The sequence below is a fragment of the Pedobacter sp. 01T416_2 genome, assembly GCF_056398925.1.
The window spans coordinates 1-16,817 of record NZ_JBFTQI010000053.1 but is presented as its reverse complement, the minus strand read 5'-3'; the positions used below and the strand labels follow the sequence as shown (position 1 = coordinate 16,817).

10 protein-coding genes are annotated in these 16,817 nt (G+C 40.3%); 9 read left to right on the top strand and 1 reads right to left on the bottom strand.

The window, feature by feature from the left end; translation table 11 throughout:
- Positions 1-2,473: ligand-binding sensor domain-containing protein (locus tag AC1DPQ_RS04090; protein ID WP_477608061.1), on the bottom strand; the 2,473-nt coding region annotated here is incomplete at its 3' end.
- 557 nt (positions 2,474-3,030) lie between these two features.
- Between AC1DPQ_RS04090 and AC1DPQ_RS04085 the strand changes: the two genes are divergently transcribed.
- From AC1DPQ_RS04085 to AC1DPQ_RS04045, 9 genes are all read left to right on the top strand, one after another.
- Complete coding sequence (locus AC1DPQ_RS04085) at positions 3,031-3,498, top strand: CHRD domain-containing protein (protein ID WP_477580867.1); 468 nt, start codon at positions 3,031-3,033, stop codon at positions 3,496-3,498.
- Between the two features lie 23 nt (positions 3,499-3,521).
- On the top strand, positions 3,522-6,356 hold the full coding sequence (locus tag AC1DPQ_RS04080) for a SusC/RagA family TonB-linked outer membrane protein (protein WP_477608059.1): 2,835 nt from the start codon (positions 3,522-3,524) through the stop codon (positions 6,354-6,356).
- A gap of 11 nt (positions 6,357-6,367) precedes the next feature.
- Complete coding sequence (locus AC1DPQ_RS04075) at positions 6,368-8,116, top strand: RagB/SusD family nutrient uptake outer membrane protein (protein WP_477608057.1); 1,749 nt, start codon at positions 6,368-6,370, stop codon at positions 8,114-8,116.
- A gap of 15 nt (positions 8,117-8,131) precedes the next feature.
- Positions 8,132-11,257, top strand: a complete 3,126-nt coding sequence (locus tag AC1DPQ_RS04070; RefSeq protein WP_477608055.1) for a SusC/RagA family TonB-linked outer membrane protein — start codon at positions 8,132-8,134, stop codon at positions 11,255-11,257.
- An 18-nt stretch (positions 11,258-11,275) separates the two neighbouring features.
- Entirely contained in the window at positions 11,276-13,066 is a 1,791-nt protein-coding gene (locus tag AC1DPQ_RS04065; protein WP_477608053.1) for a RagB/SusD family nutrient uptake outer membrane protein, read from the top strand.
- Between the two features lie 145 nt (positions 13,067-13,211).
- Positions 13,212-13,526 (top strand): hypothetical protein, encoded by a 315-nt coding sequence (locus tag AC1DPQ_RS04060; RefSeq protein ID WP_477580877.1) that lies wholly within the window; start codon positions 13,212-13,214, stop codon positions 13,524-13,526.
- A 101-nt stretch (positions 13,527-13,627) separates the two neighbouring features.
- Entirely contained in the window at positions 13,628-15,058 is a 1,431-nt protein-coding gene (locus AC1DPQ_RS04055; protein WP_477608051.1) for a hypothetical protein, read from the top strand.
- 52 nt (positions 15,059-15,110) lie between these two features.
- Entirely contained in the window at positions 15,111-16,508 is a 1,398-nt protein-coding gene (locus tag AC1DPQ_RS04050) for an alpha-L-fucosidase (RefSeq protein ID WP_477582818.1), read from the top strand.
- Positions 16,508-16,817: glycoside hydrolase family 20 zincin-like fold domain-containing protein (locus AC1DPQ_RS04045; RefSeq protein WP_477608049.1), on the top strand; the 310-nt coding region annotated here is incomplete at its 3' end. The genes AC1DPQ_RS04050 and AC1DPQ_RS04045, both read left to right, overlap by 1 nt.

The window sequence follows — 16,817 nt, the reverse complement described above, 5'->3', positions numbered from 1 at the left end:
GTGGTGTTCTGATTTCGTGGGCCACATAGGTGAAGAAATTCAGTTTCATTTTCTGGATGTCTTCCGTACGTTTAAGCAGGGCACGTACAAAAAGATAACGTACAATTAAAAACAGTAAGCCCGAAAAGAAAGCCAAATAAATAAGATAGGCCCACCAGGTAGCCCAAAAGGGTGGAAGCACCGTTATTTTAAGGGTTGCAGCTTTGCCACCAGGATTGCCATCATTATTGCTTCCTGTAACCATAAAGGTATAATTGCCAGCAGGAAGATCGGTATAGGTAACACTGGGTACATCGGTTTTTACCCAATTTTTACTATGACCTTTGAGGATATAACGGTAACTGTTTTTTTCTGGTTTAATGTAATTTAATAAGGCAAAACCGAGGCTGAAATTGTTGTTGTCGTGTTTAAACGTAATTTGTTTGGTGCTTTTGATATCTTCCTTTAACAATCCATCTGGTGCATTTACTGCTACGGGTTGATCGAATAGTTTGAGTTCGGTAAAAGTGACTGGTGCAACATTCTTATTAATATCAATTTGGCTGGGATAAAAGGCCGTTAAACCATCGTAACCGCCAAAAAATAATTCGCCTTTACTATCTTTTAAAAACGATCTGATATTAAAATCGTTACCCGCTAGTCCATCACTTTTGGTATAATTAATAAACTTTCCTGTTTTGGTAACCAATTTGGATAATCCCTTATCTGTACTGATCCACAAGTTATTTTCCTTATCCTCAATTATTCCCAATACATTACCATTTGGCAGGCCATCCTTTTCGCTGTAGTTCCTGAATTTTCTGCTTTTATTATCAAAAATGCTCAAGCCTCCAAAAGAAGTTCCAACACAAATATTTCCATTTTGTATTTGAATGATGCAATTAATATAATCTGAATTTAAACTGCCTGCACTGTTCTTTTTCTGATCATGATAATAGGCTGTAATTCTTTTAGTAGATGGGTGGTAAGCATATAATCCGGCCTTGGTTCCAATCCACAGATTTTTAGCCTTATCTTCAAATATAACCTGGATGTAGTTGTTCCTCAGGTACTGCTCTAAAGGGCTTTTAACAGTTGTAGAAGCATATTGTCCATTTGTTTTTTTTAATGTAGATAATCCATCTTTGGAGCCTACCCAAACAGTACCATCGCTATCTTCAGTTATTGCAATTATTTCGGCGCCACCCAGGTTGTTTTTTACATCTTTAACATTAATTATTTTTTTGAAATTATGGCCTGAGGGGCTAAATACGTATAAGCCCCCGCGATGTGTACCCACCAATAATTGACCTGTTTTATCAAGACAGAGCGTTTTAATTAGGTTCGAATTGAGTCCATTGCTGTTATTTGGTTCCGATTTATAGTAGGTAAAGGTGTTGTTGCTCCTGTTTATATAATTTAAGCCGCCGCCTTCGGTACCCACCCACAGGTTATGGTATCGATCTTCGGCTATGGCACTTACAATGTTGCTGCTCAAGCCCTGGTGTTTTTTCGAATTCCGGAATACGGTAAATGGTGTAGCAGATGGATAGACTACGTTTACACCTTTATAAAAGGTACCAACATACATCGAACCGTTTAAATCCTCAAAAATGCTATGGATGGAGTTTTGGCTTAAGCCGCTGCTCTGTTCAGGATCGTAACGATAATTGCTGAATTTTTGGTTAATGGGATCGAGGATACTTAATCCTTCCTGTGTACCAATCCAGATGTTGCCCGCTTTGTCGCAGGTTAGTTTTCTAATGTCGTTATTTACAATCGAATTTTGATCTGTAGCACTGGTTTGGAATCGTTTAAATGTTTTATGTTCGTAATCGAATAGATTTAAACCATTATACGTGCCTAACCATAGCCGCTTTTGTTTATCGATTACAATACTTTTTACAGCATTAGAACTGATGCTGTTCTTGTTATTGGGATTATGCCTGAAAATTTCGAAACGATATTTGCCTTTTACCTGGTAAATGCGCACTAAACCATTATAAGTGCCTACCCAAAGGTTTTGTTTTTCATCTTTAAAAATCGAAAAAATCCAGTTGAGTGCAGATTTACGATTGGGCTTGTCAAAAAGAAATTTCTTGAAAATCTGCTTTTCAGCGTCTATCACCAAATTTAGCCCATTGTATGTTCCAATCCAGATGTTTTTTTGAGGATCTTCATAAACGCATTCTACCGAATCGCAGCTAAAGGAATGTACAGAGCTCCGTTTGTTGATGCGGAAAAAATGGTCGGTTTGTCCGTTGTAAATATTCAACCCGTTTTCTGTTCCCACCCACAACCTCCCCTTGGTATCGCTCAGTAGGGCCGAAATTACATTGTTCGAAATGCTATTTTGATTATCTGGGCTGTTGCTGTAAATTTTAAGGCGGTAGCCATCATAGCGGTTTAGGCCGTGCTGAGTACCCATCCAAATAAACTGGTTTTTGTCTTGCGCAATGGCCATCACCGAATTTTGCGACAGGCCATTTTCCATCCTAAGGTGGTTAAAAACAATAGGCTTCTGGGCACACAAAGAGGTGCAGATAAAAAGCATTGACAAAAACCATAAAGCGTTTAAACGCAGATTCATAAAATTAAGCTAGTTTTTTGGCCATCCTATAGCTAATAGTAAAATAGCTTTTGATGTATTTCCTTTAAATATAGCGTGAACTTATTAAAATATTGAAAGATTACAGTTTTTCTACCCTTTCATTTACAATTTTCGACCTTTTTCATTTTGCACCCAATTAGTTTTGGAAAAGCTAATGCAAGGTGATAAAAGAGCTATCATCAGTAGAAATTAACCATTCCTGTTATTGGCTTAACCAAATTTAACTAACAACCAACGCTGCAGTTAAATGTGATATCAACCTATCACAAAGCTGACAGTAAATATTAACCAAACCAACCATGAAACAAAAACTACTTTCACCAAAAGCAGTGCTTTTAAAATTTAGGGACTTGTATAGGCAGTTCTTGTTCGTACACGTGAATCAACAAAAATGGATGATCAACTAAATCAACGTCCTTAAGCAATCAACAACCAAATTTATGAACCTATTTACACTGAAAAGGCATTGCCTGATGCCTGCGCTTGCGCTGCTGTTTTTTAGCGCCTGCAAAAAAGATACCTACACCTCTGAAGTTTTTATTAAGAAACAATGGAAGGTAGACCTATCGGCCTCAAAAGTTTTGCCAGCCATTAGCGGGAGAACAGACCATGCCGTAGCGATGGTATACCTGATGGATAATATGGAAGTGCATTACGACATCTATTTCGACAAGGCACTCGAAAACAGTGATACCCCTGGAAGTGCCAAAATCTATCTCGGCACTGAAACCACATCGGGTGCAGTTTTTATCGATTTAAAAACACCTGCATTTAATGCCAACCGCGAAACTTCAGGATCGGTAGGAGTTGATGCGGCAACGGCCACAAAACTGCAGAGCGAAAAAATATATCTGCAGATTTCTTCTACCCAGCAACCTAATGGCCTGGTGCGCGGACAGCTTAATTAAATAGGAAACCTAAACCAAACAAAATGATTAAAATAATTACTTTTCAAAATCGGGTGTCGGGTTTTAGAACACTTTGCATAAGCTGTTTGCTTTTTGCATTGGGCAATAACATGCTTTACGCCCAAAAAACAGGCGACTCGTTGGTGAAAGATTCTGTGATGGCAAAATTACCTTTACAGGATAGGCATGTAGACCAATGGTTTAAAACCATATCAAAACTCCGTAATGTTGCCGGTACCACCACCATTTATAACGAAGATGTAAATACCACTCCGGTTTCTGACCTTACCAATGCCATAGCTGGAAGAATCCCAGGTTTATACAGTAACAGAAGTTCGGGCCGCACAGGGCCACTGTTCGATGTTTCTTCGTTTACACTTCGCGGCCAATCGCCCCTAATTGTGGTAGATGGCGTTGTGCGTTCGTTTACGAGTTTCAATTTAGACGATATCAAAAGCATAACTGTATTAAAAGATGCGGTTTCGGCCAATATGTATGGTTTAAGATCATCGGGCGGTATTGTTTACATCACCACCAAAGATAAATCGCTGGAAAAACCCTTCGAACTGAACTTTTCGGCGCAGTACGGCGTGCTGAACCAGTTTAAAAGACCAAATTTTATTACAGGTGGTAGTTATGCCGAACTATACAACGAAGCACAACAGAATACTTTTCCAGGCGCCACACCAACCTATCCGGCTGATTTAATCGCCGCTTATAAAAACGGCACCAATAATCCCTTTTTACAGCCCAATAACGACTGGTACAACAGTATTTATAAAAAGAACGCTGCACAACAACGTTACACCATCAATGCGGCAGGGAACGGCAAAAACTATCGCTATTATACTTCTGTAGAGCATTTCAGTCAGGATGGAAACTTTATTTCCGGTCCCGATAATAGCTACGAAACCACCAATTACTATAAGCGCTACAACTTAAGGACCAATGCCCAGATCGATTTTAACGATAACATCCAATTAGGGCTGAACATTTTTGCATCGATAGAAAATAGTAACGAACCAGGCAACCTGGCTTCAAATATCATGAACAGCATTTTTCAGACTTCGCCACTTGGTTACCCTGAAAAAAATCCGGATGGCACTTATGGTGGCAGCAGTCAGTACAGCAACAACATTTTGGCCAGTACCATTGCTTCGGGTTATAACAGTTTTAACGAACGTTCTTTAAATGCCGATGTAAGTTTAAAATTTAAGCTAGATGACATTACAAAAGGATTGTGGGCCAAAGGTTTGTTATCGATCAATAATTATTACCTGCAAACCATTTCTCGTAATAAAACTTTTGCTATTTATTATCCTGTCACCACTAGTACGGGTACCAGTTATACAAAAGTGGGCAGCGATGGTACCATTATTGCCAACAGTGGCGCACCAACCTTAGGCACGCAGAACAAGCAGACTTTTGTTAACGGTTTGTTGGGTTACGATAAAACCTTTGGCAAAAGCACATTGAACGTGCTGGGTACTTTTAACTTAACCAACCTGATTGATTCTTATACCCAGCTAAATCAGATTTATCAGAATGCGGGCATTAGTGCCAATTACGATTTCGATCAAAAATACCTTGCCGAAATTTCGATGGTTTACAGCGGATACAACCGTTATGCACCAGGCAAAAGATGGGGCTTTTTACCCTCGGCAGGTTTGGGATGGGTGCTTTCTAAAGAAGATTGGTTTAACAGTAAAGTTGTTAATTTTTTGAAAATACGCGGAAGTATAGGCGAAACCGCCTGGGCTGATCCAGGAAATTATTATACTTACTTACAGAATTATACTATCGGATCAACCGGTTATAACTTCGGCGCTACAGCTACTGCAGTTTCGGGCAGTTTAGAAAATGCTTTGAAAAACCCCAACATTACCTGGGAGAAAGCTTTAAAAGTTGATGCCGGAATTGAAGCACAGTTTTTAAAAAACCGTTTAAATGTAGAGGTTAATTATTACAATAATAAATATACCGACGAGCTGATTACCCCTGCAAATGGTTATGCTTCGGGAATTATCGGGCAAAGTTACCCAACCGTTAACGGCGGAAGCACCAGGTACAATGGGCTAGAAGCAAGCGTTCAGTTTGCCGATCATAAGAAAGATTTTTCCTACTTCGTTAAAGGCAATTTTACTTACGCCAAAAACAAGGTGATCAGTTTACAGGAAGGTAATTATCCTTACCCGTGGATGTACCGTGCTGGCCAACCTGGTACCACTTTTGGTTACGAGGCTATCGGTTTTTATCAGGTAGGCGAGGATATCAACAAAACTGCAAATATCCCTGGTTACACGCCAAGTCCGGGCGACATCAAATACAAAGACTTAAATAATGATGGCGTAATTAACTTTTTAGACACCAAAGCGCTTAATACCCGTCCGCTTTTCATTTTTGGTTTAAACTTTGGTTTTGCCTATAAAGGTTTTGATTTTAATGCTCTGGTTGAAGGCAGGTTACCAAGGGAGATCTACTACAATCCATCATCAATGCTCGCCTTTAACAACGGTTATGGTTATGTACTCGATTATACCACTGAAAACCGCTGGACACCGCAAAACCCGGTAAATGCAACCCTGCCACGTTTAACCCTCGGTAACGACACCTACAATACCCAAACTTCGAGCTTTTGGTACAGAAGAGCCGATTATATCCGCCTTAAAAATGTAGAAATAGGTTACACCGTGCCAGTTAAATTATTGGCGAGAGCAAAAATCAGCAAGCTGCGGTTTTTTGTTAACGGTTACAACCTCTTAACCTGGAGCAAACTCGATTATTTCGACCCCGAAACAGGTTTGTCTGGCTTTGCCAACTACCGCATTATCAATGGTGGTTTATCACTTAAACTATAAGCGTATCCAAGATGAAGAATTTTAATAAAATTACCCTAATATACACCCTGTTTGCCATATTATTTGCCAGCGGGTGTAAAAAAATGATTGAGGATGGACCTTTAGAAAATGCCAATAAAGACCTGGTATTCGATCCAACTGATTCACTTGGCGTTTATGCCGAAGCTTTCCTCAATAACACCTATTCGAGCCTGCCAAATGGTTTTAACCGGATATCTTCCAACATGCTCGATGCCGGTACCGATGATGCCATTCCATCTTCAACCTCCGCACAGGTGCAGTTCTATTCAAATGGCGCCTTTAACCAGGTGGCTTTGCCCGATAATACCTGGGATGCCAATTATGCGGGCATCAGAAAAGTAAATATTTTTCTGGCGAACATCGATCAGGTGCCCATTAAAACCACAGGATTTAAAAAACGCTTTAAAGCAGAGGCACGGGCATTAAGGGCCATGTTTTATTTCGAACTGGTTAAACGCTGGGGTGGTGTTCCCTTAATCGGTAATAAAATTTTCGAGCTGAACGATCAGATAAACCTTCCGCGCAATAGCTATCAGGACTGTGTAAACTACATCAATAGCGAACTTGATGCTGTTATGCCCGATCTGTTGGGTCCAAATGCAACAAGTGGTTATACCACCATCTATTTCGGACGTTTTACACGCGGTGCCGCCATGGCATTAAAATCGAGGTTGCTATTGTATGCAGCAAGCCCTTTAAATAATGCTGGTAATGATGCCTCAAAGTGGACGGCCGCCGCATTGGCTGCCAAAGCAGTGATGGATAGTGTTGTAGCGGGCAAATTTGTTTATGGTTTATCAACCTCAACAGCAACGGCCCATTACACCACCACGAATATGAGTGCATTGGCCCCATCTACTTCCTTAAGCAATTATGTGGCAGGGGTGAATAAATTTTTAAATGTGTTTTCTTCAAGGTATAATGCCGAAATCATATTGCCTTATTTAAGGGCTACCACTACCGATGTAGAGCAGAACAATGAACCTGTGGGCTATACCCGGCAGGGACAGGGCTTAACTAACCCCACTCAGGAACTGGTTGATGAGTTTGAAACTTTTGCCGGTAAAACCATCCAGGAGAGTAGCTCCGGTTATRCGCTTGCCGCACCATACTATAACCGCGATCCGCGATTGGCCGGAACGGTTTCATTTGATGGCTTATTTTGGCTTAACCGTAATGTTCAAACTTACGATGGAGGTAAAGACAGGCCTAAAGGATATGGTAATGCCGTATCGGATGAAACCAGAACAGGTTACTACCTGCGTAAATTTATGACGGGTACCACCAGCGAAAGTGCCTATACTGCACAGAACCATAATTTTCCGATTTTCAGGTATGCCGAAATCCTCCTCAACTTTGCCGAGGCTCAAAATGAAGCTGTAGGGCCAGATGCCGATGTATATAAAAGTATCAACGCCATTAGGGCAAGGGTAAATATGCCGGCTTTGCCAACGGGTTTAACCCAACAACAGATGCGTGATAGGATCCGCCACGAGCGTAGGGTAGAAATGGCTTTCGAAGAACAGCGTTTCTGGGATATCCGCCGCTGGAAAATTGCCGAAAATGTATTAAACGGAACATTACATGGGATTAAGGGAACGCTAAATGGTACCATGGTAAGTTATGCTATTGTAACGGCAGCACCTACCAGGTTCGAGTCTGCTAAAATGTACCTCTACCCAATACCATTTAAAGAAATGGCATCTAACAGCAACATGGTTCAAAATCCAAACTGGTAGCTAATCAACAACATGATGAAAAGATTTTTAACATATATTATATTACTATCAGCCCTTTTGGTACAAACCGTGTATGGGCAGGTAGGAAAAACGGTTTCGGGTGTAATTTCCGATAACCRTGGCCCAATACCCGGTGCCAGCATTTACGAAAAAGAAGCCACGGCCAATGGTACCACTTCCGACCAGGATGGTAAATTTACCTTGCGCCTTAAAAGTTCCAGTGGCGTACTGATCATTAAATCAGTAGGTTATTTAACCAAAGAAATCGGCACAGAGAGCAGAACCAGTGTAAATGTTACCCTCGAGGAAGACGCCAAAGGACTGGAAGAAGTGGTTGTATTGGGTTTCGGTGAAAAAGCAAAAAAAATTACCAATACTGGGGCGGTGAGTTCTATTTCGGGTAAAGAAATAAGACAAAGTCCTACAGCGAGCATTCAAAACTCATTGGCAGGCCGTTTACCAGGGTTTTTCTCCCAGCAAAGAAGCGGTCAGCCCGGTAAAGATGGTGCAGCTTTTCAGATCCGAGGGATCAGCACCTACCAGGGAACAACCACGCCTTTAATTATTGTGGATGATATTGAGGTAACTGCTGATCAGATCAATATGCTCGATCAGAATGAGATCGAAAGTTTAACCATCTTAAAAGATGCTTCTACAACAGCCGTTTATGGTGTACGTGGTGCCAATGGTGTTGTGGTGGTGCGTACGCGCAGGGGAGAATCAGGCAAGCCACAGTTAACCTTTAGACAGGAAACTGGTTTAACCCGATCGGCTGTGAATTTTAAAACCAACGACGGTTATACTACCTTAAAAATGCTGAACGAGTACACCACCGAGCAGTACATGGATCCGGCCACCCAATACCCTAAATTTTTTGGCGGGAATAACCTCGAGCATTACCGCCTGCAGGATGACCCTTACAATTATCCATTTGTGGATTGGTGGGATGAACTGACAAAAGATTACAGCATACAAAACCGCAGTAACTTTGATATCAGCGGTGGTACTCAAAAAACGAAATACTTTGTTTCGCTTGGTTATTTCAGTCAGGGTGGGATGTACAAAGATTTTACCAAAGATGAAGGTTACAATGGCGATTATCAGTTCGACCGTTACAATTTCCGCTCAAATGTAGATTTAGATCCCAATAAAAATTTGCATATCCGTTTTGATTTATCAGGAAGATTCGGGGTAACCAATTCACCAAACGATTCGCCCGGGAACGGTGGTGCACCAACCCTGCAATATTTATGGAACGGGCAATTATCGGCTTTTGGCTTTCCCGCTTACAATGCAAACGGCACTTACGGTGGTTCTACCAGCGGGTCGACAAAAATAAACCCAATAGCCAATTTAAGATGGTCGGGTTATAGTCGCGATTACACCAATAACCTTGGGTTTGTAACACAGGTAGATCAAAAATTGAATTTCATTACAGAAGGACTTACCGCAAATGCATTGTTATCGTATGCCAGCGATTATAGTTTCAATCGCTCTTTAAAAAGAAGCTCCTCTGAAATACCTACTTATTACTATGATGCCAATACCAGCAGTTACCTGCCAGTTGTAAACAACCTCTACCGTTTGGGTAAGTTAACAAGGAGCGGAGGTTATACCGGATCGAACCGTTTAACCAATTTACAGGCCTCATTAAAATACAACAGAAGTTTTGCCAACCATAATATAAATGCTTTTGTATTGCTTAACCAAACTACAAAAACTGAAGAAACGAGTGCTGTTGCTTATGATCCCTACAATGTGAGGGGGATTGTTACATCTTTCAGTTATAACTACAAACAGAAATACCTGCTCGATTTTAAAGGTGCATACAATGGATCGGATAAATTCCAGTCGAGCAAAAAATACCAGTTTTTTCCAGCGGTAAGTGTAGCCTACAACATCAGTGAAGAACCTTTTTTTAAAAACAATATCAATTTTATTGATAATTTAAAAATCAGGGGATCTTATGGTATGGTGGGTAACGATGGTATCGGATCATCTGTATATTCTTACGAGAAAACCTATGTTGGCGGAAGTGGTAAAGGCTATATTTTTGGCGAAACAGGCAATACAACCTATGGTGGTTTAATTGAACCCACTTTGGCCAATACCGAAATTACCTGGGAAACCCAACGTGATGCCAATATTGGGCTTGAGCTTAGGATGTTTAAAGGCCGATTGGGTTTGAATGTTGATTTTTACAAAAAACGCCGCGAAGATATTTTAACACAGCGTGCATCAGTTGCTGCTGCATTTGGTGCTTCGCTACCTTTCGTAAACCTGGGCATTGTTGATAACAAAGGATATGAAGTAGAGTTAACCTATAAAGACAATCTTTTCTCTAACAAACTATCGTATTTTGTTAATGCGCAGATAAGTCATTCAGAAAACAAAGTAATTTTCCGCGATGAAGGTGCCGTACGCTACCCTTGGTTAGGTTTAACCGGAAAACCTGTTGGTGCCCTCTTTGCTTACCAGGATGCAGGGCTTTACCAATCACTGGCTGATTTATATAACAGTCCGAAATTGATCACCGCCACCCCTTTAAGCAATTTATCGCTCGGAGGTGTTAAACTGGTTGATTTAAATGGCGATGGTATTATCGATCAATACGATTTAGGTTATATCGGAACCAATCAGCCCGAGTATATTGCGGGTTTAAGTTTTGGCTTCTCTTACAAAAACTTCGATTTCAGTACCTTATTCCAAAGTTCATTTAAATATTTCATCAATATCAACCGTGGTGTAATCGGTTATAGCCGTCCCGAAAATCAATCTATTCCTTATAACCTGGGCCGTTGGACACCCGTTACCCGTCAGGAAGCTACATTCCCTGTATTGGCAGGCAGTGGTTCGCAAAGTGGTGTGTTTTCTACTTACTGGACAAAACGCGGTGATTACATCCGTTGGAAAAACGTAGAAATAGGTTACCGTTTACCCACTTCGTTTGCTAAAAAACTCCACATGAACAACATCAGAGTATATGCCAATGGTTACAACCTTGGCTTGCTTTACACGGCGTTGCCTGTGTTTATAGATCCAGAATCGGTAACTGGAACGGCCAGCACCACAAACCTTGGCGRTGTAAACGAATACCCGCAACAGAGCATATTCAATTTTGGGATCCAGTTTGGGCTATAATTCAAAAAAGATAAAGAAATGAGAAAGAAATTTTATATCATCAATATCATTGCAGTAGCACTTTTTAGTTTGGCTGCATGTAAAAAATCTAGTTTTTTGGATAGGAAAACAGAAACTTTAACCGAGGATAAGGTTTTTGCAGATAGCGCGCTTACCATCGGCTTTGTAAATGACATGTATGCCTATACCGGACAAGACATTGTTTTGCAGCGGGCGGGTTATATCACCAGTCCCAATGGTAACGATTGGGCCTGTTTTGATGAACAGACAAGTTTAGCACTAAGTTACTATAGTACACCACAAACAGGGGTAATTCAGGGTACCTATACCGCTAGCAATTACTCACTGAACAATTACTGGACAACTTATTATAAAAAAATCAGACAAGCATCGCTGTTTTTGCAGAGTATAGGTAAAACGCCGATTTCAGCTGTTCGTAAGAATAGGTTGATTGCTGAAGCGCGTTACCTTAGGGCATTCTTTTATATCGGTTTGATCCGCTTTTATGGCGGTGTACAGTTAATGCCCGATGTTCCACTCAATGCAGATGAAATTTTAATATCCAAACGCAATACCTACAAAGAATGTGTTGATTATGCTGTTGCCGAACTTGATGAAGCAGCAAAAGGTTTGCCCAATGCATTGGCGCAGGAAGCCGCAGAATACGGACATGCTACGAGAGGTGCTGCATTGGCCCTTAAGGCAAGGATTTTACTTACAGCAGCGAGTCCGCTTTTTAATGGTAAATCGCATAGTACAGATGCTTCCTTATTGCCTTATATTACCTATTCGGCAACTTATAATGCAACACTTTGGCAGAAAGCAGCTGATGCATTAAAAGCAGTGGTTGATCTGCCTGATTACGCATTGGTAGAAGATAATGTAACCCGTCCTGGCCATGGTTTTTGGAAAATGTTTATCAAAGGCAGAAAAAATACCGAAGTAATTACACCTTTCGTGGTTTCTTCGGGAGCAGTGAGCTTTTTGGGCGGAACAAATTTTGAATCTTATCGTTTTCCAAGAAGCAGACAATCTACTACTTATACCTTTTGTAACCCGACCGAATCTGCGGTAGAAAATTTTGGAACTAAAGAGGGGAAGGCAATTGATGATCCTGCTTCGGGCTACAATTCCAATAATCCTTATATAAACCGCGATCCACGTTTTTATTTCTCTATCATTTACAACCAAGCGCCTTTATGGAAAAGTGGTTCGGGTACTACATTGGTTCCGGTTGATATCTATTTTAACAAGGCCACAAATGCACTGGCTGCTGATGGGATACAAGCTTATTATACCAAAACGGGATACTATTCGAGGAAAATGGCTAACGATTCTACCGGTACATCCGCCAGTATTGAAAGATGTTTGCCGGTGATCCGCCTGGCAGAAATATATATGGGCTATGCAGAGGCATTAAACGAATTGGGTCAAACAGAACAGGCTGTTTCATGGCTTGTCAAAATCAGAAAACGTGCAGGGATTACCGCGGGAACTGATAACCGTTATGGCATCGTTGCAGGCATATCGCAAGCTGCATTTAGAATATTGTTACAAAAAGAATCTGTTGCCGAGTTTTTCTCAGAGGGGCATTTCTGGTACGATACCCGCAGGTGGAGAACAGCAGAGCTAACCGAAAGCAAGAATATTATGCAGACATACATCTCAAAGGAAGCCAATGGAACTTTTACTTACGATAGAACAAAGCTGGCATTATCGGTTAATTGGCAACAACGAGCTTATCTCGCACCAATTCCTCAAACAGAGATTGATAAATCGGCAACGTTAATGCAAAACCCAGGTTGGTAATAATCAGCTTAAACAATTTTTTTAGTTGAGTTAGTCCCAGACCAGTTGCCTGCCAAAATAAGGTAGGCAACATCATGGTCGGGTAAAAACCTTAAACCTTTTATACACCATTACGATATCAATACGATCATCTTAAATATCCACTATGCCTACCGATCAACAAGAAAGCCCGGTTTTAGCTAAACTCAAAACCTCAATTGATATCAGAACACTTGAGCCCATTATGTTTTATTCGGGGAAGGATGATGAACTACAGGTTTTTTTAAATGAAAGCGAATATGGCGAACTGATCATTATTTCACTTGCTAATGATCAGTTTTTAGTGAAAGAGGTATTGTTAGAAGAAACAAATGAAAAACTCGAGTGGAAACAGGATCATAAAGGACTGAGGATTTCGGTACCCGAAGGATTACAAAAAAGTAGTGGGGATATGGGGCGTGTATTGAAAGTTACTTTTTGAGTCGTGAGTTGGCAGTTCAGCGTCACTACTAATGAACTAATGACAAGTGAACTAATAAACCAATAACAATCAATTAACCATAAACCTTTAACCATTAAACAATGAAAAACAAAAAACAACTTTGCTTTGCACTGCTTTTGATGATTTCAAGCGGTCTTTTAATGACTGCCTGTAAAAAAGCACCTGTTTCAGAACCAGAAACACTTGGCACAAAACCAACTACATTGGCACTAAACTCTGAAACCACACCGCCTAGTTTTGTAACCAACACCAAAAACCTGAATATTGTAATGTTTGTGCCTACCGATAACCCGGCGCTTTCTGATTACAAAACCCGCTTAACCTCTTTATTGGTTCATTTTCAGGGCTRGTTCCATACCGAAATGTTAAGGTATGGCTATGATAAATACATGGGATTGCCCAAAATCGATTCAACCGGATTGGTGCGTTTTATCGAAATACCAGCTCAGTTTGCACAATCTGCCTATCCTTACGATGCCAGTATTTCTGCAACTAAAATCCTGAACGAAATTGCGGCCTACAAAGCCACACACGCTTCAGAGTTTTCAAATTCAAGCCATACGCTGATCTTATTGCCCCAGCGTACCGATGGTAGTTTTGATCAGCCTTTTTACGGTTATGGTAAAAATTGCTTCGCTACTGACAATTCGAACATGGCGGTTGATAAAATCCCTAATGCAACATCAAATTTACTTGGCGGCATGCTGCACGAGCTGGGACATGGCTTAAATTTACCGCACGATCATGCCAAATATGCTTCAGAACAACCAACTTTAGGTACTTCTTTAATGGGATCAGGAAATGTAACTTTCAGTAAAGGTCAGCCAACATTCTTAACCGAGGTTGATGCTGCCATTTTAAACCGTAACGAAGTGTTCCAGAATCCTTTGCCTACAGAAATACCTTACGAAGCAGCCACCACCACGATTGATGCGCAGTTTGCCTACAATGCAACAACACAGGCTTTCAATGTTACAGGTTCATTTACAAGTAATAAAGAGGTAAATGATATTCTAATTTACATGGACCCAGATTTGGGTAGTAGCGATGCTGATTATAATGCCGTGGCATGGAGATCGAACCCAGGTACTGGAAATACAATTTCGGCAACTATTCCTTTTAGCGAGCTTTATTATAAAAACAACGAAGCTTACAACATCAGGGTGAAATTGCTATTGAAAAATGGTGCTAATGTGAGCAAAACCTATTCATTTTCATTTTTAAATGGTGTGCCGCAAATCGGTGCAAATGGTTCTGCTAAATTTCATCAGAATGCCAGTTATGGTGGCTATGGTATATCATTACCTGTTGGCCAGTATACCACCGCCGATTTAATAAGCCGTGGTATTAGCAATAACGATGTATCATCCGTTAATTTAGGTCTTGGTGTTAAAGTAATTATGTATGATGGAGATAACTTTACCGGAAGTAGTATCGAATTAACGTCGTCAAGTACTTACGTTTCTACTTTTAACGATAAGGCATCATCCATAAAAGTGATTGCCCTTTAATTATTATTATTTATAAACAGGCTTATTTTTAATGTTTTAAACCAAATCAAAAATGAGAAAACCGCTTTTTTTAAGTCTGTTATTTGTACTGTTTGTCCAGCTATTGGTTGGGCAAACAGTACAAAATAATGCATTAGAACAGTTTAGGACAGAAAAATTCGGCATGTTTTTACATTGGGGCTTGTATGCCCAAACTGCTGGCGATTGGAAAGGCCATAAGGTTAAAGGAGGAGAGCATTTTATGCTTTACGAACGTATTCCGGTACAAGAGTACGGAACCATTGCCGATCAATTTAATCCCATAAAGTTCGATGCAGATGCCTGGGTTAAACAAGCCAAAGAAACAGGGATGAAGTATATCGTTTTTACGGCCAAACATCATGACGGATTTGCCATGTACAACTCAGCCAGCAGTGATTATAACATGGTGAAAAGGAGCCCCTTTAAGCGCGATCCAATTGCAGAGCTGGCAAAAGCCTGCAAAAAATATAAAATCACGCTTTGTCTTTATTATTCCTTAGGGAGAGATTGGCAAGATCCGGATGTGCCAACCAATTGGCCTGTAAAAGCGGGCAGAAGCAACACCTGGGATTATCCGAATGAAGATGAAAAAGTTTTTAACCGCTATTTCGAAAGAAAGGTTAAACCACAGATCACGGAGCTTTTAAGTAACTATGGCCCAATTGGCGCACTTTGGTTCGATACGCCTGAGCTTATCAGTAAAACAGAGAGCCAAGAACTTAAAGCGTTAGTTAATAAATTACAGCCAAACTGCTTGGTTAACAATAGAATTGGGAATGGTTATGGCGATTTTTCAATTTCTGAACAGTCTTTGTCGCCATCATCAAAAAAAGCATGGGAGTCTTGTTTAACCATTGGCCAAAACTGGGGTTACAACAAACACGATAGCCTTTGGAAATCACCAGAAATGCTGGTACGGCACTTGGTAGAAGTAGTAGCTAATGGTGGCAACCTGCTGTTAAATGTTGGCCCTAAAGGCGATGGTACATTTCCAGATTGGGCAACTGCCCGATTAAAAGAAGTAGGTAAATGGATGGATATTAATCATGAGGCCATTTACGCCAGCCATCCATGGTTAGCTATAAAAGAAAATAGGAGTGAAAAGACCGACAATATTTCCATCGAAGAAAGTAAAAATGCCATTAAAGATGCCGTTTTTGATGGTACACCAAAATCTTTAACACCAGATGTTTACTATACCGCAAAAGACAAGACTGTATATGCTTTTTTAAGAAGCTGGCAAAAGCCAGATGTACTGTTAAAGCAGATAAACAAAAGCACACTGTCTGTTAAAGATATTGAACTCCTGGGAAACAATAAAAAAATTAAATGGACAGTAAATAGTGAGGGGCTTAACCTTGATTTACCAGGTGATTATAATAAAGGAAATCAAATTCCTGTTTATGTATTAAAAATAACAGCCAACTAATGAGGTTACTACATATATTATCTATATTACTTGTTTATTCAACTGCGTTTGCGCAACAACAGGGAATTATTCCTATGCCAGTGCAATTTGTAAAAGGTAGTGGCTACTTTGCCCTTAACAATTACAGTAGTATTGGTTACAATAACGAACAGTTAAAAACAATAGCCTATTATTTTCAGAACGAATTATTAAGCCAAAAAGGAATTACCATTCAACAGAAAGCGAAATCGGCAAATATTATGCTATTGCTAAAAACAGGGAGGAAAAATGCAGATTCATGCGCTTATCAGATCAGTATCAAACCTGGCC

Bases quoted from the DNA above. Each gene is read 5' to 3' on its own strand.
- AC1DPQ_RS04085 (WP_477580867.1), top strand. From the start codon at position 3,031: ATGAACCTATTTACACTGAAAAGGCATTGCCTGATGCCTGCGCTTGCG.
- AC1DPQ_RS04080 (WP_477608059.1), top strand. From the start codon at position 3,522: ATGATTAAAATAATTACTTTTCAAAATCGGGTGTCGGGTTTTAGAACA.
- AC1DPQ_RS04065 (WP_477608053.1), top strand. From the start codon at position 11,276: ATGAGAAAGAAATTTTATATCATCAATATCATTGCAGTAGCACTTTTT.
- AC1DPQ_RS04060 (WP_477580877.1), top strand. From the start codon at position 13,212: ATGCCTACCGATCAACAAGAAAGCCCGGTTTTAGCTAAACTCAAAACC.
- AC1DPQ_RS04050 (WP_477582818.1), top strand. From the start codon at position 15,111: ATGAGAAAACCGCTTTTTTTAAGTCTGTTATTTGTACTGTTTGTCCAG.